The sequence below is a fragment of the Nocardia alba NBRC 108234 genome (genome assembly GCF_001612665.1).
GTDB lineage: Bacteria > Actinomycetota > Actinomycetes > Mycobacteriales > Mycobacteriaceae > Nocardia > Nocardia alba.
Genome location: NZ_BDAX01000014.1, coordinates 183,095 through 206,357, shown reverse-complemented (window position 1 = coordinate 206,357; position 23,263 = coordinate 183,095). Strand labels below are relative to the sequence as shown.

The 23,263-nt window shown below is 66.5% G+C and carries 22 protein-coding genes, 1 tRNA gene and 1 pseudogene; 12 read left to right on the top strand and 12 right to left on the bottom strand.

Annotated elements, in window-relative coordinates; all coding sequences use genetic code 11:
* Positions 1 to 10 precede the first annotated feature (10 nt).
* From NA12_RS16970 to NA12_RS16960, 3 genes are all read left to right on the top strand, one after another.
* Positions 11 to 589 carry an FtsB family cell division protein gene (locus NA12_RS16970; protein WP_067451555.1) on the top strand — a complete coding sequence of 193 codons (579 nt, stop codon included), beginning with the start codon at positions 11 to 13 and terminating at the stop codon, positions 587 to 589.
* On the top strand, positions 586 to 1,107 hold the full coding sequence (locus tag NA12_RS16965; RefSeq protein ID WP_067451552.1) for a DUF501 domain-containing protein: 522 nt from the start codon (positions 586 to 588) through the stop codon (positions 1,105 to 1,107). The genes NA12_RS16970 and NA12_RS16965 overlap by 4 nt, the downstream gene beginning before the upstream one ends.
* 104 nt (positions 1,108 to 1,211) lie before the next feature.
* Positions 1,212 to 2,168 carry a Ppx/GppA phosphatase family protein gene (locus NA12_RS16960; protein ID WP_067451550.1) on the top strand — a complete coding sequence of 319 codons (957 nt, stop codon included), beginning with the start codon at positions 1,212 to 1,214 and terminating at the stop codon, positions 2,166 to 2,168.
* Positions 2,169 to 2,172: 4 nt separating this feature from the next.
* Here NA12_RS16960 and NA12_RS16955 read toward each other — a convergent pair whose 3' ends face one another.
* The 3 genes from NA12_RS16955 to NA12_RS33150 are packed head-to-tail and all read right to left on the bottom strand — an operon-like array spanning position 2,173 to position 4,512.
* Positions 2,173 to 2,439: a YdeI/OmpD-associated family protein gene (locus tag NA12_RS16955; protein WP_067451547.1), complete on the bottom strand. Its 267-nt coding sequence runs from the start codon at positions 2,437 to 2,439 to the stop codon at positions 2,173 to 2,175.
* Positions 2,436 to 2,975: a carboxymuconolactone decarboxylase family protein gene (locus NA12_RS16950; RefSeq protein ID WP_067451544.1), complete on the bottom strand. Its 540-nt coding sequence runs from the start codon at positions 2,973 to 2,975 to the stop codon at positions 2,436 to 2,438. Before NA12_RS16950 ends, NA12_RS16955 begins: the two co-directional genes overlap by 4 nt.
* Positions 2,917 to 4,512 carry an O-antigen ligase family protein gene (locus tag NA12_RS33150; protein WP_084472826.1) on the bottom strand — a complete coding sequence of 532 codons (1,596 nt, stop codon included), beginning with the start codon at positions 4,510 to 4,512 and terminating at the stop codon, positions 2,917 to 2,919. The genes NA12_RS16950 and NA12_RS33150 overlap by 59 nt, the downstream gene beginning before the upstream one ends.
* A gap of 134 nt (positions 4,513 to 4,646) precedes the next feature.
* On the opposite strand from NA12_RS33150, the gene NA12_RS16935 reads away from it, so the two are divergent.
* The 3 genes from NA12_RS16935 to NA12_RS16925 are packed head-to-tail and all read left to right on the top strand — an operon-like array spanning position 4,647 to position 6,921.
* Positions 4,647 to 5,888, top strand: coding sequence for a cytochrome P450 (locus tag NA12_RS16935; protein WP_067451536.1), 1,242 nt, complete (start codon positions 4,647 to 4,649; stop codon positions 5,886 to 5,888).
* Positions 5,885 to 6,454 carry a TetR/AcrR family transcriptional regulator gene (locus tag NA12_RS16930; RefSeq protein WP_067451533.1) on the top strand — a complete coding sequence of 190 codons (570 nt, stop codon included), beginning with the start codon at positions 5,885 to 5,887 and terminating at the stop codon, positions 6,452 to 6,454. Before NA12_RS16935 ends, NA12_RS16930 begins: the two co-directional genes overlap by 4 nt.
* A 20-nt stretch (positions 6,455 to 6,474) precedes the next feature.
* A complete protein-coding gene (locus NA12_RS16925; RefSeq protein WP_067451530.1) occupies positions 6,475 to 6,921 on the top strand; it encodes a cupin domain-containing protein in 447 nt (148 codons plus the stop codon).
* Positions 6,922 to 6,933: 12 nt separating this feature from the next.
* Here NA12_RS16925 and NA12_RS16920 read toward each other — a convergent pair whose 3' ends face one another.
* Positions 6,934 to 8,178 (bottom strand): hypothetical protein, encoded by a 1,245-nt coding sequence (locus tag NA12_RS16920; protein ID WP_132369688.1) that lies wholly within the window; start codon positions 8,176 to 8,178, stop codon positions 6,934 to 6,936.
* Positions 8,179 to 8,472: 294 nt separating this feature from the next.
* Here NA12_RS16920 and NA12_RS16915 point away from each other — a divergent pair, with 294 nt between their 5' ends.
* Entirely contained in the window at positions 8,473 to 8,691 is a 219-nt protein-coding gene (locus NA12_RS16915; protein WP_132369687.1) for a hypothetical protein, read from the top strand.
* A 166-nt stretch (positions 8,692 to 8,857) separates the two neighbouring features.
* Here NA12_RS16915 and NA12_RS33145 read toward each other — a convergent pair whose 3' ends face one another.
* The 5 genes from NA12_RS33145 to NA12_RS16890 form a co-directional block, all read right to left on the bottom strand.
* Positions 8,858 to 9,472 carry a hypothetical protein gene (locus tag NA12_RS33145; protein ID WP_084472825.1) on the bottom strand — a complete coding sequence of 205 codons (615 nt, stop codon included), beginning with the start codon at positions 9,470 to 9,472 and terminating at the stop codon, positions 8,858 to 8,860.
* Entirely contained in the window at positions 9,469 to 10,026 is a 558-nt protein-coding gene (locus NA12_RS16905; protein ID WP_067451521.1) for a hypothetical protein, read from the bottom strand. The genes NA12_RS33145 and NA12_RS16905 overlap by 4 nt, the downstream gene beginning before the upstream one ends.
* A 187-nt stretch (positions 10,027 to 10,213) precedes the next feature.
* Positions 10,214 to 11,491 (bottom strand): GDSL-type esterase/lipase family protein, encoded by a 1,278-nt coding sequence (locus NA12_RS16900; protein WP_243654725.1) that lies wholly within the window; start codon positions 11,489 to 11,491, stop codon positions 10,214 to 10,216.
* Between the two features lie 264 nt (positions 11,492 to 11,755).
* On the bottom strand, positions 11,756 to 13,369 hold the full coding sequence (locus tag NA12_RS16895; RefSeq protein ID WP_067451518.1) for an MFS transporter: 1,614 nt from the start codon (positions 13,367 to 13,369) through the stop codon (positions 11,756 to 11,758).
* A 239-nt stretch (positions 13,370 to 13,608) separates the two neighbouring features.
* The gene (locus NA12_RS16890; protein WP_067451515.1) at positions 13,609 to 14,010 is read right to left on the bottom strand and encodes a MerR family transcriptional regulator; all 402 of its coding nucleotides are present in this window, start codon (positions 14,008 to 14,010) and stop codon (positions 13,609 to 13,611) included.
* A gap of 195 nt (positions 14,011 to 14,205) precedes the next feature.
* Here NA12_RS16890 and NA12_RS16885 point away from each other — a divergent pair, with 195 nt between their 5' ends.
* The 5 genes and pseudogenes from NA12_RS16885 (at position 14,206) to NA12_RS16865 (ending at position 18,667) form a co-directional block, all read left to right on the top strand.
* On the top strand, positions 14,206 to 14,937 hold the full coding sequence (locus NA12_RS16885) for a VTT domain-containing protein (protein ID WP_067451734.1): 732 nt from the start codon (positions 14,206 to 14,208) through the stop codon (positions 14,935 to 14,937).
* A 219-nt stretch (positions 14,938 to 15,156) separates the two neighbouring features.
* Positions 15,157 to 16,521 carry a hemolysin family protein gene (locus NA12_RS16880; protein ID WP_067451512.1) on the top strand — a complete coding sequence of 455 codons (1,365 nt, stop codon included), beginning with the start codon at positions 15,157 to 15,159 and terminating at the stop codon, positions 16,519 to 16,521.
* Positions 16,514 to 17,545 (top strand): hemolysin family protein, encoded by a 1,032-nt coding sequence (locus NA12_RS16875; protein ID WP_067451509.1) that lies wholly within the window; start codon positions 16,514 to 16,516, stop codon positions 17,543 to 17,545. Before NA12_RS16880 ends, NA12_RS16875 begins: the two co-directional genes overlap by 8 nt.
* A 107-nt stretch (positions 17,546 to 17,652) precedes the next feature.
* A pseudogene (locus NA12_RS16870) lies at positions 17,653 to 18,360 on the top strand (PP2C family protein-serine/threonine phosphatase); the annotation flags it as partial.
* A 97-nt stretch (positions 18,361 to 18,457) separates the two neighbouring features.
* Positions 18,458 to 18,667, top strand: coding sequence for a hypothetical protein (locus tag NA12_RS16865; protein ID WP_067451503.1), 210 nt, complete (start codon positions 18,458 to 18,460; stop codon positions 18,665 to 18,667).
* Positions 18,668 to 19,936: 1,269 nt separating this feature from the next.
* Here NA12_RS16865 and NA12_RS16855 read toward each other — a convergent pair.
* From NA12_RS16855 to NA12_RS16845, 3 genes are all read right to left on the bottom strand, one after another.
* Positions 19,937 to 20,010: transfer RNA gene (locus NA12_RS16855), tRNA-Leu, on the bottom strand.
* 116 nt (positions 20,011 to 20,126) lie between these two features.
* Positions 20,127 to 21,638, bottom strand: coding sequence for an APC family permease (locus NA12_RS16850; protein ID WP_067451497.1), 1,512 nt, complete (start codon positions 21,636 to 21,638; stop codon positions 20,127 to 20,129).
* A gap of 53 nt (positions 21,639 to 21,691) precedes the next feature.
* Positions 21,692 to 23,179, bottom strand: coding sequence for a peptide MFS transporter (locus tag NA12_RS16845; protein ID WP_067451493.1), 1,488 nt, complete (start codon positions 23,177 to 23,179; stop codon positions 21,692 to 21,694).
* Between the last annotated feature and the right edge of the window lie 84 nt (positions 23,180 to 23,263).

The following is a 23,263-nucleotide window of genomic DNA, read 5'->3' as shown; positions in this document are numbered from 1 at the left end:
GCGGTAGCGAATGACCGAGCGACGTGCGCGTGGAACCAGTCCGGGTGGACGAGGTGACAGGCGCACGTCGCGGGCCGCGCGTTCGCGCCCGCGCCTCGATACGCCGAGCCGCCCCACCGCGGCCAAGCGTCCGACCAGGCGGCATCCGCAGTCCACGGGCGCTACCCGCAGGTCAAGCGGCAAGCTGGAGCGCGGCGAACACACCATCCTCGGTCTCTCGACCGGGAAAGCGGTGATCCTGGCCGCGGTGCTGTGCGGCCTCGCGCTGACCTTGGCGGTGCCGACGCGCACGTATTTCAGCCAGCGCGCCGAAGCCGTGGCACTGGCCAAGCAGCGGACCGAGCTCGAAGCCGACCTGGCCGGCCTGCGCGATCGTCGTGCGCAACAACAGGATCCGGCCTACATCCGTTCCGAGGCGCGTGATCGCCTTCGCCTGGTGATGCCCGGCGAAACCCCCTACATCGTGCAGATTCCCGGCATCGAAGCGCCAGCGCCGCCGCCGATGAGCACCCGCACCGCGGCGCCCGACCCCTGGTACACCGACCTGTGGCGCAGCATCTCCGAACCAGCCCCGGAAGGACCACGGTGACGACACCGAACGCCGACGACCTCGAGATCATCGCGAAGCAGTTGGGCCGCGAGCCTCGCGGTGTGCTCGAAGTCGCCTACCGCACCCCCGACGGTCGGCCCGCCGTGGTGAAGACCGCGCCCCGGCTGCCCGACGGCACCCCGTTCCCCACCCTCTACTACCTGACCGATCCCCGGCTCACCGCCGAGGCGAGCAGGCAGGAGTCGGCCGGTGTGATGCGCGAGATGACCGAACGCCTCGCCACCGACCCCGAGATCGCGGCCGCCTATCGCCGCGCGCACGAGAGCTACCTGGCCGAACGCGACGAGATCGAGTCCCTCGGCACCGATTTCACCGGCGGCGGTATGCCCGATCGGGTGAAGTGCCTGCACGTGCTGATCGCGCACTCGCTCGCCAAGGGGCCCGGCCTCAATCCCTTCGGCGACGAATCCGTAGCGCTGGCCGCCGACGCCGGTCTGCGCGGAACCGCGATCCCCACCGATTGGCCTGCCGCCCAGACCCCCGAAGCGTCGGCCTGATCGCGGCGCCGCCGTACCGACGCGCTGCCCGCGGGCCGGGAGACCAGGCATAATCGCGGACAACGTCGACGTGCCCGGCGTGTCGTCAGACCTGGAGGAGCATCATGAGTGAGCGTATCGCCGCAGTGGACTGCGGAACCAACTCGATCCGACTGCTGATCTCCGAGGTCGGCGCCGACGGCGGGCTCACCGATGTGCACCGGGAGATGCGCATCGTGCGACTCGGGCAGGGCGTCGACGCCACCGGTCGGCTGGCACCCGAGGCGCTCGACCGCACCCGCCGTGCCCTGGGCGATTACGTGAGCGTGATGTCGCGGCACGGGGTTTCGCGCGTGCGCATGGTGGCCACCTCGGCCACGCGGGACGCGGAGAACCGCGACGAGTTCTTCGAGATGACCCGTTCGTTGCTGGGGCTCGTCGTGCCGGGTGCGGTCGCCGAGGTGATCTCCGGGGACGAGGAGGCACGGCTGTCGTTCGCCGGAGCGGTCGGCGAATTGTCCGCGAGCGCGGGCCCGTTCGTCGTTGTCGATCTGGGTGGGGGATCGACCGAACTCGTGGTCGGCGACGAAAACGGCGTCCAGGCAGCCTATTCCGCCGATATCGGTTGTGTGCGCATCACCGAGCGCTGTCTCACGGGCAACCCGCCGACAGCCGAGCAGGTCACTGCCGCAAGGGAATTCGCCCAGACCAAGCTGGACGAGGCCTTCGCGAAGGTGCCGGTCGACAAGGTCCACACCTGGGTCGGAGTGGCGGGCACCATGACCACGATCACCGCCGTCGCCCTCGACCTACCCGAATACGACGCCGCGCGTGTGCATCTCACCCGCCTGAGCCTGGCGCAGGTGCACCAGGTCTGCGACCGCCTGATCGGGATGAACCACGACGAGCGCGCCGCGCTCGGCCCGATGCACCCCGGACGCGTCGACGTGATCGGCGGCGGCGCGGTGATCACCGAAGTGCTGGCCGACGAATTGGCCACCCGCGCGGGAGTTTCCGAACTCATCGTCAGCGAACACGACATCCTCGACGGCATCGCCATGTCGATCATCGACGCGGCCTGACACCCTATCCGCCGGTGCGCTCGCGATGCTTGCATCCGGGCCAGCAGCACGGTCGTCGCTGACCGTCTTCGAGCTCTTCCTGCGTGCGCCGGATCCGCCGTGCACGAGTCGCGGCCTGCTTGGCGTCCTCCACCCAGCAGACGAACTCGTTGCGGGCCAGCGGTGTGATGTCGCGCCAGGCCGCGAGCGCCACGGCATTGGCGAGCAGTGCCGCACGCAGGTCGCCGGGCAGTTCGTGCACCACGCCGCCCGGCACTTCTCGGCCGCTCATGAGCGTTCGGGCAGCGCGCAGGCCATCCCATCGGCCATCCCGGTCGGCTGCACGCCGAGGCCCTGATTGAGGCGGGCGCGCTGGTTCTCCCACGCGATGGTCGCGGCCAACTCGGTCAGCTGCGCTTTCGACAGGTGGGTGAGCAGGGTGTCGCGCAGTTCGTCGATGTCGACCGCGGGGGTGACCGTCATCGCCTCCGCGAACGCGATCACGAGCTTCTCCAGCTCGGTATAGGCGTCACTGGTCTTGTACCGGGGCAGATCGGTGAGTTGCCGCTCGGTCAGCCCGGCGGTGTGCGCCAGCGCCGACCCGATGTCGAGACAGAACTGACAGGCCACCAACCCCGCTGTCTTGAGTTCGGCCAGCTCTTTGAGCCGAGGGTCGAGCTTGTTGCTGAACAACAGGGCCGTCTCATAGGTCATGGTCGCCGCCGCGAGCTGCGGCCGTCGCCCGAGCCACCCGACCAGATCCCCCCGGTTACGCCGGGCCTGCCCGATCACCTGGGCGTATCCCCTGATTCGCTTGACCACCCGCATCGATTACACCCCTTCGTGCCGACGTTTCGTTCACCCATGAACCTACGCCGGGATCCCACCGATCCCCAGGGTGATCTGCCTCCCTATCGCGACGAAGCGCCTGCTGGGCCCGCGGTCCGGTCGGGGGCGTGTCGCGCCTCGGCCGGGGGTTCCGTCGCGGGGCGTTCGCGCGCGGACCCGGCTGCGGCGGCATCAGGTGCGCGGGCATCGACGCCAGAATGTTGCGTGGCAGCGGCATGGTCTCGTCGAAGAGGGAGACCGCCCGGAAGGGTTGGGCGTCGATGGCGACCCGGTCGGGTTCGCGGCGGGCTTGGTCGACGATGAGGATCGCCAGCATCGCGATCGCGGCGTAGGCGATGCGCTGGTGGTTGGCGGGATGATCGGCGAGGCTGATGGCGAGGAAACCGCACATGCCCGCGGCCGCGGCGGGTGCGGTGAGCGAGCCCGCGGCACTGCCGGTGACCGCGATCCACGCGCCGATGACGGTGAGCGCGACGACCGCGAGCAGGCCACCGATCCCGGATTCGACGGCGTAGTTCAACCACAGGTTGTGGGTGTGATGGAACTCCTCCGGGCTGTCGATCATCTGGTTGAGCCAGGCTCCGGCCCGGCCCGGCCCGACCCCGAGCGGATGGTGCACGGCTATCTCGACCGCCGCCGTCCACACGTCGGCCCGAACACCGACCTTGCCGCGGGTGATCACCACGACGAACGCGACGGCGGCGGCGATCGTCGCCCCGATCGGCAACAACCACGGCACCCATCGCTCGGCCATCGCGTGCTTACCCGGTCGCAGCCGTCGCAGGAAGGCGAAAACCACCAGTCCGGCCAGCGCGGCGACCACTCCGCCGCGCGACCCGGTGAGCACGACGGCCAGATATCCGAGCACGACCAACCCGACGCTCACCAGCTGCGCGCGCATATTGGCGAGCGAGGCCGACGCGGCCGCCGCCACCGGCAGCAACAGCACCAGATACGTGGCGAGCAGATTGGGATTGGAGAAGGTGCCAACGGCGCGGATCATGGTGTCGGCGCCGCAGATGTCGTGCGAGCCGTCGAGCGAGCCCCGGCAGAATCCGGTCGGGGTGTCCTGCACCACCTGCTGTAGCGCGACGATGCTCGCGATCGTGGTGCAGGCCAGCGCGAGCAACGCGATCGCGGGCCAGGAGTCGGGCACGACCCGGCGGACACCGACCGCGAGGTAGTAGACGGCCACGATCGTGACCAGCCCACGCCAGGTCGACCACGGTTGTCCCGCGAGGTAATTGGCCACCGCCGACGACACCACCAGCAGTGCGAGTGGGATATCGGCTGGTGTGCGCCACCGTGATTCGCCGGTGCACAGCACGGCGAGCAACCCGATGGCGATGATCGAGCGGGTCGGCGTCACGATCCAGAAGATCGACTCGTCGGGCACGATATCGGCGACCGATTCCAGTGAGATCGCGCCGAGGCACAGCAGGGCGGTAGCGCGGGCGATAACGACCCTCGCAGGTGCACGCGGTGGTGTCTGCGATGCCGGGTCGGGATAACTCATCCGCAATATGTCCCGCACGCGGATTTCCGGATCGCCACCAGCAGGAGATCTTCTGATGACAAGTCAGAGTTCTTCGCGCCGGCAAGTACCCGCAATCGTTAGACAGATAGTCATGTTTGTCTTATCTTGGAGGCATGAGTTCAACGACGTCTCATGCGGTCGGCTTCGAGCTTCGCTCCGGAGAAACCTGGCGCGACCCCTGGTCCATGTACTCCGCCCTGCGCGAGCACGACCCTGTGCACCGGGTGATCCCCGCCGAGCAGCCGGACAACGACTTCTACGTGCTCTCGCGTCACGCCGATGTGTGGAGCGCGGCACGCGACCCCGCGACCTTCTCCTCCGCGGCGGGACTGACCGTGGACTACGTCGATCTGGCCGCCGCCGGGTTCGGCGCCGTCAAACCGTTCGTGTTCATGGACCCGCCCGAGCACACCGACTTCCGGCGCAGGGTGTCGCCGGGATTCACACCGCGCCAGGTGAATTCGGTCGAACCGGCGGTGCGAAGGTTCGTCGTCGAACGCATCGAGCGGCTGCGCGCCGCGGGCGGGGGCGACATCGTCAAGGAACTGTTCAAGCCGATGCCCACCATGGTGGTCGCCCACTATCTCGGTGTGCCGGAACGCGATCACGGCAAGTTCGACGAGTGGACCGAGAACATCGTCGGCGGCGCGGTCGCGGGGGCCGGGCTGGCCGCCGGAGACCAGCACGCCTTCACCGCGGTCGGCGAACTGGTCGGTTACTTCAGCGAACTGATCGCCCGCCGCCGCGTCGAACCGGGCGACGACACGATCTCGCATCTGCTGGACTCCGGCCTCGGCGCCGACGGCGACAACGAAGGTTTGGTCGCGATCCTCGGCTTCGCATTCACCATGATCACCGGCGGCAACGACACCACCACCGGCAACCTCGGCGGCGCCGTCCAGCTCCTCACCGCCAACCCGGACCAGCGGCGACTGCTCATCGACGACCCCGCGCTCATCCCGGACGCCATCGAGGAGTTCCTGCGCATGACCTCGCCGGTGCAGGGCCTGGCCCGCACCACCACCCGCGATGTCGAACTGCACGACACCACCATCCCGGCGGGTCGCCGCGTCCTGCTGCTCTACGGTTCGGCCAACCGCGACGAACGCGAATTCGGGCCAACGGCAGCCGAACTCGATATCCGGCGCAACCCCAAGCGCATTCTCACCTTCAGCCACGGCCACCATCACTGCCTCGGCGCGGCCGCCGCCCGGATGCAGGCACGGGTCGCGCTGGAGGAACTGCTCACCCGCTGTCCCGACTTCACCGTCGACCTCGACGCGGTGCGGTGGGCGCACGGCAACTACGTGCGCTGGCCCCTCTCGGTGCCGTTCCGAGCGACGAGCGCGGCATGAGCGGTGACTGGCTGGCCACCGACCGGGCGGATCTGGCGGCCGAACGCATCCTCGACGCGGCCGCCGAACTGTTCGCCGAACACGGGGTCGCCGCGGTCGGCATGGGCGACATCGCCAAGGCGGCCGGATGTTCCAGAGCCACGCTGTATCGCTATTTCGACAACCGCCAGTCGGTGCGAATCGCGTTCGTGCACCGCGAAACTCGTCGCATCGTGGCGTCTCTCGACGAGCAGGTCCGCCACATCGCCGACCCCGGCGAGCGCATCATCGCGGCGATGCTCGGCGCGATCAACGCGGTCCGCGCCGACCCGCTGCTCATCGCCTGGTTCCGGCCGGGCGATTCCGGCGCGGCGGGTCGCATCAGCCAGGACTCCGATGTCATCGAATCCCTCGCGGCGGCCATGTTCACCGACACCGACCTGAGCGACCCGGAACGCAGCCGTCTCGCCCGCTGGCTCACCCGCGTGATCGTCTCGTTCCTGGCCACCCCCGGTCGAGACGACGCCGACGAGCGCGCCATGCTCGAGGACTTCGTCGCCCCGATCATCACCCGAACCTTCGCCTGAACAGGCAGTACACTGCGAAGATGCGAATCCACCGGAACGCTGTCGCCGGCGCCGCGGTGCTCGCCGCGGTCGTTGCCCTCGCGCCGACGACCGCTGCCACCCCGGCCTCCGGTGTGACCGTCGAACCGCTGACCCAGGTCGATGTCAGCGCGTTCAGCCCGTTCGCCTCCTTGCCGAGCAAGTTCACCTTCCGCCGGATCACCATCGCGCCAGGGGGCACACTCGGCTGGCACTACCACGACGGCACTGTCCTCGCGGTGATCACCGCGGGCCAGGTGACCCGCTACGAGACGGACTGTGTGCCCACGACGTACTCCGTCGGCGAGGGTTTGTCCGAGACCGTCGGCCCCGACCACGTCCATGTGGGCCGCAACCTCGGCACCGAGCCCGCCGAGCTGTACGTGGCGTACCTCAACCTCGCGAATGAACCCCTCTTCGTGGATGCCCCCGCCCCCGACTGCCCGTAGCCGCCCGGCGGCTCAGGCGCCGAGGCAGACTCCGGCACCGCCGGTGGCGAGTGTTTCGGTGTCGCAGTACGCGGTTCTCGGGTAGTAGGGGCCCATCGTGGTGGCCGGGTCGGCACCGGAGTCCTGGGACGCCTGGACCGAATTCGGGTAGAACGCCGCGCTCGGGATCATGTTCCGCAGGAACAGCACCTTGTCGACGTCGGTGCTGCCCCAGGGAATCACCGTCACGCTCGGATCGAGGTTCGCGGGAAGATCCGCGGGCGCCCCGAGAACATAGGTGTAGTAGCCCGACTCGTCGATCGCGGTTTGGAAGTCGGCCGCGCACGCGACGACGGGATACGGCGAGCGCAGGTCGTTCTGACACATCGACCAATACCGCACCTGCTGGTTCGGATCGGTAGGCGATTGTCCCGCAAGGGTATTGGGGAAGATCGGTGCCTTGCCACGCACCACCAGCAGGCGTCCGGGCTGATAGCTGATCCGCGTTCCGATGTACTTGTTGTCGCCGTTCGGGAAGAGCCCGGCCGTGCTCGCCGGATTGCTGAACACCGCCTCCGGTGTGTTGCCGGGGAACGCGCCCGCGGCGGCCCCGGCGATCACCCGGTCGAACCCGGCCTTCACGGCATCGGCGACCGGACCCGGGTAGGCGGCCGGATCGAAAGGCTGCGCGCACGGTTGGGTCGCGACGTCGGACCCGCCGATCGAGAGCTTCGCATCGGGCAGTCCCACGCCGCCACTGAGCGAGTTCGGATCGGTCGGAACGTAGACCCGGATGATGACGAACCCGATCGGAGTGCCCTGCCCACTCGCCACCGCCTGGATCTCGTTGCGGCTGTGGTCGGCCGGGCCGTTGACCAACGTGGCGTGCCAACGCTGTCGCGAGGCGGGCAGTGCCTCGGCGGAAGCGTCGACGTACGGGTTGGCGCTGCCCGGGTCGGGGATGATCTGGTCGTCGCGCAACGTGTCCACGGTGTCGAGATCGGTCCCGTAGGTATTCAACGAGAAGTACCGAGCCGCCGGATAGGTACCGGACAACTCGATCGAGTCACCCGGTCCCAACGCGTAGGGCATCAGCCAATACGTCGAGTTCGCGTCAGGGAAAGCCACATTCAACACGGTGCTGTTGGACATGAACCGCCACGCGCACAGCGTCGAGTCGGTCGGTTCCGCGGAAGCCGGTGCGGCGAACCCCACCGCCGCCGAAATCATGGCCACCACACAACCCAGACGGACGAACAAGGCCATAACCGAATGCATGACGATCCCTTCGCTGCGCTGAAGCTGTCGAAGAATCCGTGCGCCCACGTCGTCGCGGCCGCGTCCCGCAGCAACATAGTGCCAGTACAGCGAATCGAACCCCGACCCGAGGTGGCCCGTGCCGCTATCGCGGCGGAGCTCGCAACGTAATCCGTTGAAACGCAATGCAATAACCACCGAAAGGCCAGCGGGTGACCATAAGGATTTCGCATGTCGATCGCAGGCGGGGCTCCCTAATTTTACAGGTGTCAAGGCCACCAAGGGCTGACAAATCCACACCGAAGGAGATCTGAGTTGAAGAAAATGGTTGCGGGACTGTTGATGGGCGCGCTCGCCACCGGGGCCCTGATCACCATGGCGCCCGCGGCGCAGGCGGCGCCGTACGGCAACCTCAAGGACTGCCAGATCGCAGCCAAGCGCAAGGCCGACGAGCGAATTTCCCAGGGCGACCTCAACGTCCCCAACTACACCTGCAAGCGTGACGGAAACGGCTGGCGGATAGCCGTCGGCTAGTTCTGCGCGAGATGGCAGGGGTCAGGCCGCCCGACCCCTGGCGACGTTCTGGCGCGCGTTGCACCGGCGGCGCATCACCGCGCACATCCGGTGTCACCCTCACGGCGGAAACCGTACGAGCGCGGCCGTGTGCCGTGCTCGTACGGTTGTGTGCTCGCCGACAGGGTCAGGCGGTGGGGGTGAGGAGTTGGTTGAAGAACGAGCGGTAGCTGCGCAGCGCGCGTCGCAACGACTCGGTGTCGGGGCTCTCCGACCACCGGTCCGCGATGATCCCCTTGCGAGCGGCGTAGGTGGTGGTGAGCTCGTGGATCAGTTCGGTGACCAGCTCGTCGGCCTCGCGGACGGCATCATGGGGATCGTCGACGAAGGCGCCCTGCAGATCGCGCCAACGGTCGCGGAGCTGTTCCAGGGACTTCTCGTCGAACAGCGGGACGACGTCGTCGTCCGTGTCGGTGGCCGGGCTCTGCTGCTGGACCACCGGCTCGTGCTCGGGGTCGGCCGCGTCGACGGTGTCGGTCTCGTCGGCGGAGCTGTGGCGCTGGTGACCCGCGCGGGCCTCGTTCGCGGTATCCGCGCCGCTGCCCGCGACGAAGGTCCTGTCGGTATTGCCGTCCACGGCGGGGGAGGCCTTGGGATCGCGTCCGGAATCCGGGTCGATGACCTCGGCGTCGATCACGAGGTGCTCGCCGCGTTCCTCGGTCGCGCCGCGGTCGTTTTCGTTGAGGTTCTCGAGATCATCGGTGTGCGAAGCGGTTTCGGTTCGGTTGCGTTCTGTGCTCATGACACGGTGTCCTTCTTGTGCTCGGTGTGGCCGTTCGTCAGATCGAGGAACAGGGCGCGGTAGTGCACGATGGCGGTCCGAAGGTCCTCGGTGCTCGCCTGGCCGTTCGCGTGCTTCACCGCGACGCCGTGGGCATCGCGATAGTGGCCGAGCGTCGAGGCGTGCTCGACGGAGAGGTCGGCGACTTGCTGGTCGAAATCTTCTGTGGGGTAACCACGTTCGGCCATGACGGTCGTCACGAGCCGGTCGGCCTCGGTGACGGCGTCGGCGGGATCATCGACGAAGCGCTCCTGCACGCTCGCCCAGTCCGCGGCGAACTCCTTCTTGCGTTCGGGCGTCAGTTCACGCAGGTCGAGTGAGCTGTGCCTGCGCTCGCGCTCGGCCAGTTCGCGTTCGGCGGCACGGCGATCCGCCGTCTGCTCGACGGTCCGGTCGTACTCTGGCCCGAATCGGTCTCGTAGACGCTTCCGGCGTAGGTACGGCGGCACCAGAAGTGCCGCACCTACGAGTACGACCACGATGACGATGACAACTACCAGGATTCCGGAAGACACGGTTCTCTCCTTCGACGAGCCTCTTGTCCCGGTAGTGCCTCGAAAAACCTTTCTCAAACGCCTTCGCGCCGAACGGCCGATCGCCCCGCAGGTCACGGCGCATGTTGCGGTCGCCGCTGCGACACGATTTCCGCTACTTCGGAATTGGAGCCGTCACGCGATACGTCGGCCTTCGTGGCCCGCCGAATCAGCAGGTCCGGGTTGCGGAATCGAGCATTCCGAGGTCGATCGCGTCTGCCATCGCTTGGTAGCCGACCAGGTTGGGGTGCAGGTTGTCCGGTCCGCTGTAGGACGACAGCAGGATCGAAGGATTGTTCGGATCTCGCAGTGCGACATCGAAATCGACGACTCCGTCAGCGAGGTCCTGGTCGCGGATCCACCGGTTGATCTGTTGCCTCGAGTCCTCGCTCCCCGGTGCCAGCACGGTGCCGTCGACCAGTGCGTTGGATGCGGGGAGAATCGTTGCCAGCCAGATCTTCTTACCCGCGGCATGGGTCTCGGCAATGATCCGCTGATATCCGGCGATCATGGCGTCCGCGGTGGCGACCGGGGGCAGCCCGAGGTCGTTGATGCCTTCCAGGACGAGGATTCCGCCGACGCCGGCCTGTTCGAGAGCGTCCTTTCGGAAGCGGTCGAGGCCACGGGGGCCGAGCATCAGCGGCTCACCGCTGGTGAGCAATCTGTTGGAGCCGATTCCGCTGTTCACCACCGAGATCGGGATCCCAGCGGCGTCGAGTCGGCGCTGCAGATTGTCGGGGTAGCGTCCGTCGACGTCGGCCACCGTCGCGTCGGCGGGGACGCTGACCGGGCTGCCGCCGACGAAACCGTCCGTGATCGAATCGCCGAACGCCACCACTGACCGCGTCGACGCGGGCGCCATCACGTCCAGTCCGTTGACATAGAACCACGAGTTCGTGGTCGACGAGAACTGCTGGTCCGCACCATGTTCGGTGAGATCCCCACTTCCCGCCGGGGCGTAGTACGACGTGGCATTCGCGTTCCAGTGCTTGGTAGGCGAACCGGTCGGCCCGGGAACGTACAGGGTGAGGGCCAGCGGCTCGAAGGCGCGGAAGGTGATCGATACCGGGTCGCTGACGGCATCTCGGCCCGGTGCGATGGTCACTCCGGGTGCCCCGTCGAAGGTCACCCGCACGATGCCGTCCGCCGTCGATCCGTCGGACTGGATCCCAGCCGTCACGCTGCCGAATGTCACCGGCGTCGTGCCGAACCGGTTCGACAGGTGAATGCGGGCCTGCGAGCCGCCCAGATGCGGACTGATGATCATGCGGAGGGTTTGGTTCACCAGGCCGAGCGGAACCGGACCGCCGAGCGCGTCGAGGGGAGCCAGCGCATCGGTCGGGCTCGCTGTCCAACTGGCGACGAAATGGTTCCCCTCACAGGTGGCAGGTAGCGGATCGGCACTCGTGGTCGGTGCGGCAAGAGACCAGGCGGCCAAGGCGACCACGGTTGCGATCCCGGCGAATCCGCTGTACGGGGCCGTCCGGCCACCGTGCGCCGAGGGGCTCCGGAAGGGGACCTGCCGACTTCTTTGTCCGTTTCGCATCAACGCGCGTCCGTATCGTCCAGCAGCCTGTCGTCTGCACCTGGTAATTCCCCCCATTTCGTACACGGCGTCCGGGTGCGACAGCTGGCACTTCGTCGGCTCGTGCGCCGAGCGGTGGTCCAGGTGAGACGAGCGGTTGAGATCCCCCCACGAACGGTAACCGAGTTACTCTCCGACGTCCGCGCTGCCGGTCGTGGTGTTCGGTGCCGGAGGTGGTGCGTCGGGTTGGCGAACCATGCGCAAGGAGGTGAGCAGCCCGAGCAGGCCGGCCAGGATCGGCACGAGCAGCGCCGCCTGCAACGCGAGCGGTCGCGCGTCGGTGTTGATCCGGACGATTTCCGCACCGATCGCCGGGGGCTCATCGGCCACCAGCGACTCGAGTTCGGTATTGCTCATGATCTGGGCGTCGTCGTCGAGAACCTGGGCGACATGTTCCTGCTGTGCGGGTGGGAGCACCTCGCTCGAGGTGGCCATGGCGGTGAAGGTCAGCGACAGGGTGGCCAGCATGACGGCACCGGCGAACGCCAGCCCGAAGGAGAGCCCGAACGACCCGGCGGCGGAGTTGGTGCCCGCGGCTTCACTCACCCGCTCCTCCGAAATCGGTGCGAGCGTGTAGTTGTTGAGCTGCGAGACGAGCAAGCCCAAGCCCGCACCGGCCACGACCAGCGGCGCCAGCAGTGCCCACCCGAACTCCGCGCGCGGCACCAGCGGGATCAGTATCGCGATACCGGCGGTGACCAGGACGAACCCCCACCGGATGATCACCGCGGGACGTCGCGTTCCCGCTCTTCTGCCCGCCAGCAGCGCAACGGCGAACATGCTCAGCGACAGTGGGGCCAGCGACAGACCCGCCTGCATGGCGTTGTATTCGAGCACCATCTGCAGATAGATCGGCAAAGCGATCATCGTGCCGCCCAGCGCGATCTGCTGCAGCATCTGCCCGGTCACCCCGAGCCGGAACACCTTCGACCGGAACAGATCCGGGTCCATCAGCGTCGGTTCACCGCGGCGCTTGCGCCGGATCAGCCAATACGCGAGCCCGATCAACGCCGCCGCACCGGTCACCAGCAGACCCGCGACGGCCTCACCGCCCTCCTGCCACACCAGGATTCCGAGCACGATGCCGCCCATGCCGACCACCGAGAGCCCCGCACCGACCACGTCCACCCCGCGCGCACCGGTGTAGGGCACGTCACGGACCAGCCCTATACCCGACAGGACCACCGCGATGATGACTACTTCGAGCGCGAACCCGACCCGCCACGACAGGTAGGTCGTGACGAATCCCCCGAGCAGGGGCCCCACGGCGGCGGCGATCGCGGCGGCCGCGCCGACGAGCGCATACACCTGCTTCTGCGCGGCGCCGTGGAAGTTGCCGTGGATCAGCGACTGCATCGCGGGCAACAGCAGCGACGCCCCGATACCGCCGACCACGGCCCACGCCACGATCACCGCGGTCAGGCTCTGGGCGAAGGTCATCGCGGTCGCCCCGACCGCGTAGCCGAGCAGGCCGAGCACATAGGCGCGCCGACGCCCGATCAGATCCCCGACCTTGCTGCCGATCAGGATGAACGCCGCCGATACCAGCGCCTCGAGCGCGATCGCGGACTGCACACCGCTGACGGTGGTGTCGAGGTCACGCACCACCGCGGAGATCGACACGTTCATCAGCGAGGTATCCACGACCAGTACGAACATCGCCATCGCGAGCAGGACCGCGAGCAGCCTCCGCTTACCCGACAGCTGTTCGGCATCTCCGGAAACCGCACCCTCGACCAAGACCGTCCACCTCGCTCGTCACGAACCGGCGCGAATCCGGTCCAGGGTCGAACTCTGCTGAACCAGACAGTAGGCCGTCGGCGCCCCGAGGCCCGCACCCGGCCACCAACCGTTATGACAAAGCCGCTTCCGCACCGCGACCTCGCCAACTTCCTCGCCTTTGGCCCGGTGGCCGAGCACGCCATCAGCGACACGGCGTGCGAGCGCGGCCGTGTCGGTGCTGTCGATTCGGCGGCGTCCTACAGGATCGGTATGTCGGGCGGCATATGCATCGCGATCGCGATGAGCGAGTGCACGCGGGTGGAGATGATGTTGAGCAGGCCGTGAATCTCTACCGGCGCCGCCTCGGTGACGGTTTGCAGGTTCTTCAGGTCCGCGTCGATGCGGGCGAGTATTTCGTTGACATCGCGCGGGTTGGAGGCATTGAGCGCGGTCGAGATCTCCTCGAGCGGTACGCCCTGCGCTTCCAGGTTCTGGATGAGGCGAATACGGTCGACGTCGGCGGGGTTGTACAGGCGGTAGTTGCCCGCGCTGCGCTGGGCCGGGGTCAGCAAGCCCATGCTGGTGTAGTGGTCGATCGTGCGTGGGCTGACCTCGGCGCGTGCGGCCAGTTCGCCGATCTTGAGCAATGTGTCGGTCACTGTGGCCTCCTCTACGCGCAGCGGAGATCAACCATACAGCGGTACGTGCTACCGTCGCGAGAGAGCCCTGCGACGGCTGATCCGGGCAGGCTCAGCGCTGGATAACTGTAACGTGGCACGTGCTACTGTGTGCCATTGCTGACACCGGCACGTTCCACTTCTGATCGCTGATTTCAGGTAGGTATCCCACCGATGATGTTGCGGCCCATGGCCAGTACGGCGACTACGGATCTCGCGTTGCTGCCGGGTTTTCTGGATCCGGTGAACCTGCTCAACTCCTTCGGCACCTGGATGCTCGCGGGTCTTCTCGCGGTGGTGTTCATCGAGTCCGGGCTGCTGTTCCCGTTGTTGCCCGGCGACTCGCTGCTTTTCACCGCGGGTTTGATCGCGGCGTCGAAATCGACCGAGATCGCACCGTTCGCGCCGATCGGGCTGCTGTTGGTCCTGGTTCCGATCGCCGCGATCGCCGGTGATCAGGTGGGATACGTGATCGGGGCCCGCGGCGGAACCGCGTTGTTCAAGGACAACGACGCCCGATTCCTCAAGAAGCGCTACATCGACGAATCGCACGCCTTCTTCGTCAAACATGGTCCGATCACCATCGTGCTGGCCCGATTCGTGCCGATCGTGCGGACCTTCGCGCCGGTCGTAGCGGGCGCGGCGGGCATGCGGTACCGAACGTTCGCGATCTACAACATCATCGGTGGCGTGCTGTGGGGTGCGGGCGTCACCTACCTGGGATATCTGCTCGGCCAGATCGAGATGGTCCGCGACAACATCGATCTCATCTTCTTGCTCATCGTCGCTGTCTCGGTCCTGCCGATCGTCATCGAAGTCGCCAAACGTGTCATCGGAAGCAGGCGTGGGGAAGTCCGAGTCGATCACTCGGCGGACAACGCCGATTCCAGCGAACGCATCAACTCCTAGAACCGGATCCGCTCACTTCCGGTGGCAACTCCCCGAGCGCGCGCGCCGGGTGACCAGCCGGCGTTTTCAGCCTTCTACATGGGCCTTTCCCGGCCCGGACCATACAGTGCTGCGTGCTACTGTGGCTTGTATGCCCGATGGTGAAGCCGACGACGAAGGTCCGTCTCGATACCCCCGCGTCGCGTCGTGTTCTCGACTATGCGGCAAGGGGGTGAGAGTGTGCTGACCGCGCTGAGCGTGATTCTCGGAGTGGTGGTCGTTCTGCTGATCACGGCGGCTACCGGGTATTTCGTAGCCCAGGAATTCGCCTATATGGCAGTGGACCGGTCGCGACTGGCCGCGCAGACCGAGGCCGGTGACGCAGCCGCGGGCCGTGCGCTGGCGGTGACCCGACGGACCTCGTTCATGCTCTCGGGCGCGCAATTGGGAATCACGGTAACCGGGCTGCTCGTCGGTTACGTGGCCGAACCGCTGATCGGGCGGGGTCTGGGCGAGCTGCTCGGCGGGATCGGGATTCCGACAGCGGTCGGCGTCGGCGTCGGGACGGTGCTCGCGATCGGGTTCTCCACGGTCGTGCAGATGCTGTTCGGTGAGTTGTTCCCGAAGAATCTCGCGATTGCCCGACCGGAACCCGTCGCGCGCTGGCTGGCGCGCTCGACGACACTGTATTTGCGGGTATTCGGTTGGCTGATCTGGCTTTTCGATCAATCCTCGAACGTTTTGCTGCGGGCGCTGCGGATCGAGCCGGTGCACGATGTGGAACATTCGGCGACACCACGCGACCTCGAGCACATCGTCGCCGCCTCCCGCGACGCGGGTGAGCTGCCGCGGGAGCTGTCGACACTGCTGGATCGGATCCTCGACTTCCCCTCGTCCACCGCCGAACACGCGATGATTCCGCGTTCGCAGGTCGATCTGGTCCATGTCGATGATCCGGTCGTCGATGTCATCGCCCGGATGAGCACCGGGCATACGCGTTATCCGGTGGTCGGTCAGACCAATGACGATCTGCTCGGCATCATCGAATTGCACGATCTGCTCGGCGCGGAGCTGACCGGGACCGCCGCGAACCACCTGCGGTCCGCGATCTTGGTGCCGGAATCGCTGCCGCTGCCCGATGTGATGGCACAGCTGAGCGAGGCAGGCCAGGAGATGGCATTGGTCGTCGACGAGTACGGCGGGTTCGCCGGGGTCGTGACCGTCGAGGACATCGCCGAGGAACTGGTCGGTGAGATCGCCGACGAACACGATTCGGGCACCACACCGGAAATCGTCGCCGACAACGGCGGTTGGCTCGTACCGGGGGAGGTGCACCTCGACGAGGTGGAACGGGTCATCGAAGTGGATCTGCCCGAAGGCGACTACGAGACCATCGCCGGTCTGGTGATCAACACCTACGGTGGCCTACCCGAGGTTGGCGACCGGGTCGAGCTCGCGCTACCGCGCCGTGGTGCCGACTACGCCACCGAGCGACCAGGCCCGGTCCGCACGGTGGCAGCCGAGGTCAGGGCGGTCGGCAAACATGTGCCGTCGTCGGTGTGGTTGACCGTGCGCACCGAACACGTGGGAGACAACGATGAGTAACCCGTGGGTGGTCCTCGCTGTCACGATCGTGTTGATCGCGGCCAGTGCGTTCTTCGTCGCGGTGGAGTTCGCGCTCATCGCGGCGCGTCGGCATCGTCTCGCGGATGCCGCACCGAGAAGTCGTGCCGCGCGCGCGGCATTGCGGAGTTCGGCGGAGCTGCCGGTGCTGCTGGCGGGGTCCCAGCTCGGCATCACCGTGTGCACGCTGGCGCTGGGCGCTGTCACCAAACCCGCTGTGCACCATTGGATCACCCCGCTCGTCGAGCGACTGGGCGCTCCGCTGTGGGTCGCCGATATCGCCGGGTTCGTGCTCGCCTTGATCGTGGTGACGTTTCTGCATCTGGTGGTCGGTGAGATGGCGCCGAAGTCGTGGGCGATCGCGCATCCGGAGCGGTCGGCGACCATGCTGGCGATTCCGATGCGGGCGTTCATGACGGTGATGCGTCCGCTGCTGACCGCGTTGAACAATGCCGCCAACTGGTGTCTGCGCAAGGTCGGGGTCACCCCGGTCGACGAGGTCGAATCCGGACAGGATTCGGCGGCGTTGCGCCATCTCGTCGAACATTCCGCGACCGCGGGAACACTCGACGAGCGGTACCGCGGAAATCTCACCAGCGCTTTGGAACTCGAACAGCTCACCGTCGGCGACATCACCGTGCCCAACCCCACACCGAGCGCGGTCGCCCCCACCGCCGGCATCGGCGACATCCAAGATCTGTCCCGGGAGACCGGTCACCTGCGGTTGCTCGTACGCGACGGCGACGACGTCCTCGGCGTGGTTCATGTGCGTGACAGTCTCACCGCGCCGACGGATACCGCCGCAGCCGAGCTGATGCGCCCGGTGCTCAGATTCGCCGCGAGCCTGCCGGTGTACGAGGCGCTGCGCGTCATGCGCGAATCCCGCAGCCACCTCGCGTTGGTCACCACCGCGGACGCCGGGACGGAGATACTCGGATTGGTCACGATCACCGATGTGCTGCAACAACTGCTCCCCGTCGCGGTGGGTAGCGACACGACCGCGTAGCTGTTCGAATGGGTAGCACGGTGTCGCGCACACCACGATGAGCTTGTGGCACAGTCGGTTTCGAATCACGACGAGCGGATGATGCGCTGATGACACAGGAGGACGTTATGGGGACACGACTGGTCAGCGCGCAACGGACCCATCGCGGGTTGGTGCGCGAAGCGAACGAAGACAGCGTCCATGTCGGCCCGAGCGTGCTCGCGCTCGCCGACGGGATGGGCGGGCACGCCGCGGGTGAGGTGGCCTCGGCGTTGATGATCGCGGCACTGGCACAGCTCGAGCAGGCCGACGGCGGCGAACTGTTGGAGCGGCTGGAAAAAGCTGTACTGACAGGCAATTCAGCCATCGCCGAGCACGCCGACCGCAGGGCCGAGACAGCCGGAATGGGTACCACGCTCACCGCGATCCTGTTCGACGGGCCCCGGTTCGGACTCGCCCATGTCGGTGACTCGCGCGGCTACCGGCTGCGCGCCGGGAAGCTGTCACAGCTCACCCACGACGACACCTTCGTCCAGTCCCTGGTCGACGCCGGCCACATCACCGCCGAGCAGGCACGAACCCATCCGCGGCGTTCATTGATCATGCGGGCATTGACCGGCGAGCCCGTCACGCCTGCCCTGGTCCTCGGCGACGCAGAGGACGGCGACCGGTTTCTGTTGTGCTCGGACGGGCTCTCCGATGTCGTGGGCGCCGAGCAGATCGAGGTGACCATGGTCGGCGCGCGCACTGCCGAGGAATGTGCCGACCAGTTGATCGAACTGGCGTTGGCGGGTGGAGGACCGGACAATGTGACCGTCGTCGTCGCGGACCTGCTCGCGACGACCTGACCACCCATCAAGGATGTAACCGCCCCTATTTGTAATGTCGTTGCGGCCCTTGGCTTCTGTCGGTGCTTCTCCCTACCCTGAATGGGTGACGTTCAAGATTGTTTTCACGTCGGTGTTGTTGCTGGCGGCCGTGCTATGGGGAGTGACATGGCTGTTCGAGCATCCGGAAATAGTGGATTCCTGCGACCAGATACCGTGCCCGCCGGATGTGTTCACGAAACCCACCACCACCACACCGCCGGCGCCGGGCGAACCGTACACGATCACTTCGGACGCCTACATGTGCTGCGCGTGAAGGCAAAGCCCCACCCGCACGGAATTCACTGATCGCTCGGTGATGGTGACCGGCGTTGCCCTGCATTCACCGGCGTCGTCAAGAGCGAACGTGCTCCCGCGACGGGAACGTCTATGAAGAAGACTTGGCGCCGATCGTTGACGGCCGCACACCTACGAACGAAGAGATGCGCACTGCACGGTGCTCGGAAAACGACCTCGGTCTCGACCGCCGGACCACGGATAACGCCGCCGTAGACGAGCACTTTGCCGTTCTGCTCGTGGAAACACTCAGGCTCGGATACTCGCCTCCAGCTCAGCGGCGTCAGGGCCCGTGATCGTGAATTCGACACATACAGGCGCCGCTGGTGTGCTTGCCCCGCTGGCGGGACCGGGCACGATCGACTGTGCCAGCTCGCTGATCGCATCGACCTGATCGACCAACCCTCGCTGGGCTGCGTAGTGCCGCAGCGCCGACTTGTTCTCGTCGAGTAGAACCGCACTGAACTGGCACACAGGTCGTGAGATTGAAGGGGCGGAATCCGCGCACTCACCGCTGGTGGGGGACATCGGTGTGATGAAGAGCAGTGGGCAGTGACGGGGCGGCGGCCGACCCAATCATGTTTTGACCCTGCGTCAATACTGCAGTGTCGCCGGTCATCGGAGTTGGATTCACAGGCCCCTTCCATCCACACCAGCCACCGCACGCGGCGACGGTCTGGCTTTCGACTCCGCCGTCGTCGAACCGGGCAGTGATATGCCAAGCACGGGCCGGATGGTCGCAGATCGGGCATTTGCCGAAGTAGTTGAGAACGTCCTGGACTTCTGAGTCAGTGACGGTCCTCTTGTGATTGGCCATGATCGAGTCCTCCCTAGCTGGGAGCTTAGAGCGGCGCAGCGCTGGTGCTGATCGAACCCGCAATGCGATCGGTCACAGGCTGTCGTCGAATCGTCCCGAGATCCGCATGGTGGCGTCAGATTTCACCGATCGGGTTGGTGAAGTCCGATGCCGAACGACGGCCGTATTCACCGATAAACGACGTCACATGCGGCGCGGCATCCCCCTGTCGGCCGGGCGTTGGTGGCAGCAGGTGCAGCGTCTGAGGCAAGTGCGTGGACGTCTGTCGTTCTCGAAACTGGAGGGTCTATCTCGCTGCAGCGGTCCCGGCTGACGATGGCTGGGGCCGGCGGGCGACAGGAAGTTCGGCGCGAATTCTTGGTGTTTTTTTGGGAATCGCCCGCATTTTGCAAGTTCTCAGACCCAGCGATCGGGTCTGACCTGGTGTTTCAGTGCCCCCACAGGGACTCGAACCCTGACTGTGCGGATTTTAAGTCCGCTGCCTCTGCCAATTGGGCTATAGGGGCGTCCCGGATAGCGTAGCGAATCGTACGGGTGTACCGGAATCCTGTTGGTCGACAAGGTCGGCCCGGCGTGTCGGAACGGACCACGCCGGGACCGATCATGTCATCGAAGGGGCTGGTCAGTCTTGCTTCGCCGCCTTTTTGCCGAGGACCGAGTGGCGACGGCCATAGGCGAAGTAGACGGCGAAGCCGATGGCCATCCAGATCACGAAGCGCAGCCAGGTTTCCACCGAGAGGTTCACCATCAGCCACAGGCAGGCCGCGACGGCCAGGATGGGGACGAGGGGGACCAGGGGGACGCGGAAGCCGCGGGGGAGGTCGGGGCGGGTACGGCGCAGGACGATGACGCCGACCGAGACCAGGACGAACGCGAACAGTGTGCCGATGTTCACCATTTCCTCGAGCGTGCCGAAGTCGACGAAACCGGCCAGCACGCAGCAGATCACGCCGACGATCGCGGTGAGTCGCACCGGGGTGCCGCGCTTGCCGGTGTGGGCCAGCCCACGGGGCAGCAGACCATCGCGCGACATCGCGAACAGCACGCGAGTCTGCCCGAGGAACAGCACCATCACCACGGTGGTGAGGCCGGCCAGGGCGCCGATGGAGATGACGTTCTTGGCCCAGTCCACGCCGACGATCTGGAATGCCGTTGCCAGTGTGGCGTTCTCGCCCGCCAGATCGGTGTAGGGCACCATGCCGGTGAGTACCAGCGTCACCGCCACGTAGAGCACGGTGACGATCACCAGTGAACCGAGGATGCCGCGCGGCACCGCCTTCTGCGGATTCTTGGTCTCCTCGGCGGCGGTCGCCACGACGTCGAAGCCGATGAACGCGAAGAACACGATGCTGGCCGCGGCGAGCAGGCCGTACCAGCCGAAGTTGGTGTCACCCGCACCGGTGATGAACTGGAACAGCGTCTGGTGCAGACCGCTGGCGCTTTCCTCGGCGGGCTGCGACGGCGGGATGTAGGGGCTCAGGTTGGACGCCTTGAAATAGGTGATGCCGAGCACGAGCACCAGCGCGATGACAGCGAGCTTGATCGCCACCGCGACGGCCGAGACCCGCGAGGACACCTTGGTGCCGACGGCGAGCAGCACACCGAGCACGGTGAGCAGCAATACCGCCCCCCAGTCGAAGGTGATCGACCCCCAATGCACCGTGGCGGAATCGAATCCGAATACCGTGCCGAGATACTGCGACCAGCCTTTCGCGACCACCGACGCGGCGAGCGCGAATTCCAGGATCAGGTCCCAGCCGATGATCCACGCCACCAATTCACCGAAAGTGGCATAGGAATAGGTGTAGGCACTTCCGGCGACCGGCACGGTAGAGGCGAACTCCGCGTAGCAGACCGCGGTGAGCCCACACGCGATCGCCGCGAAAACGAATGCCAGCGATACCGATGGCCCGGCCACATTGCCCGCGGTGCGCGCGGTCAGGGTGAAGATGCCCGCGCCGACCACCACGGCGACACCGAAGACCGTCAGATCCCAGGCGGTCAGGTCTTTGCGGAGTTTGGAATCGGGATCGTCGGTGTCGAGAATCGACTGCTCGACGGATTTGGTGCGGAACAACCCGCTCCCTCGGCCGGGCGCTCGGCCCACGCCTGGCGCGTCCTGCGGTGTCGACACGGTATCTCTCCTTCTTCTCACGAACGTAGTCGGGGATTACCCGCAAAACCCGGTCAGTGCACGCCCTGCATGCGGCGCTTGATCCAGGGCGCGCACGCGACGACGACGAGACCGGCCACGATGGCCGCGGCGCCGCTGAACCCGAAGTAGGCGACCTCGCTCTCGGGGCTGTAGAAGCGGGCCAGGGTGCCCGCCATCGACGTGCCGATACCGACGGAGAAGAAGTACAGGGCCATCATCTGCGAACGGAACGCGGCGGGCGCGAGATGGGTGGTCACCGCCAGGCCGATCGGTGAGAGCAGCAATTCCGAGACCGCGAAGCCGCCGAGGATCACGAAGACCGCGAGCACCGGCACGGTCTTGCCGTCGAAACCGCTGAGCAGCGCGAACAACCAGAACGCGATGCCCATCCCGATCACGCCGAGCGCGAACTTGATCGGCGTGCTCGGCGCGCGATTGCCGAGCTTGGTCCACATCAGCGCGAACAGCGGCGAGAGCGCGATGATCCACACCGGCTCGACCGAACCGATCCAGCTGGCGGGGGCCTCCCAGCCGAAGATCCGCCAGTCGACGCGCTCGTCGGAATACACCGCGAGCATCGTGAACATCTGCTGGAACAGCGACCAGAACACCGCGTTGGCGATGAACAGCGGGATGAACGCGACCACCCTTGTCCGTTCGACCTGGGTCACCTTGGCACTGCGCAGCAGCACCGCGAAGTAGACGACCGAGGCGACCACGATGACGCCGGTGGTGACATCGGAGAGGTTCTCCAGCGTGATCAGCTCCGCCAGCACTGCCACCAGCACCACGACCGCCGCGACGGCGACACCGATCAGCACCGGGATCAATTCGCGACCGGTGATGGGATTGGGCACCTCGCGCCCATGGGTGCCCAGGTTGCGGCGGAAGACCACGTACTGGGTCAGACCGAGCGCCATGCCGACCGCCGCGGCGCCGAAGGCCACGTGGAAACCCCACTCGCGTTGCAACAGGCCGGTCAGCAGCGGGCCACAGAACGCGCCGATATTGATGCCGAGATAGAACAGCGTGAACCCGCCGTCGACCCGCGCGTCCGTGGGCGCGTAGAGGGTGCCGAGCAACGACGACGCGTTCGCCTTCAATCCGCCACTGCCCAGCGCGATGAGTACCAGACCGACGCCGACTCCGGCGAGACCCGGCAATACCGCCAGCGCGAGGTGCCCGGCCACCACCACGACACCGCCGTAGAAGACCGTTCGCTCCATCCCCAGCACTCGGTCGGCAATCCAGCCGCCGAGCACGGTGGACAGGTATACCAAGCCGCCGTACGCGCCGACGATGCCGAGCGCGGTGCTCTGCGCGATCCCGAGGCCGCCCTCGGTGGTGGAGTAGTAGAGGTAGTAGCCCAGGATCGTGAGCATGCCGTAGAAGGAGAAACGCTCCCACAGCTCGACGCCGAACAGATTGGTCAAACCGATCGGATGACCGAACAGGGTGCGTTCGGCCGCCGTGTCGGCGGGGCTCGGCGGGTCGCCGAGCCGTGGTTCTTCCTGCGACATGAGGGAACGATCCCACGTCGAAACGGTAGACAGCAATTTTCCCGCATCGTCGTGGGTTCGGCGTGCCGTGCTCGTCGGGCGGGC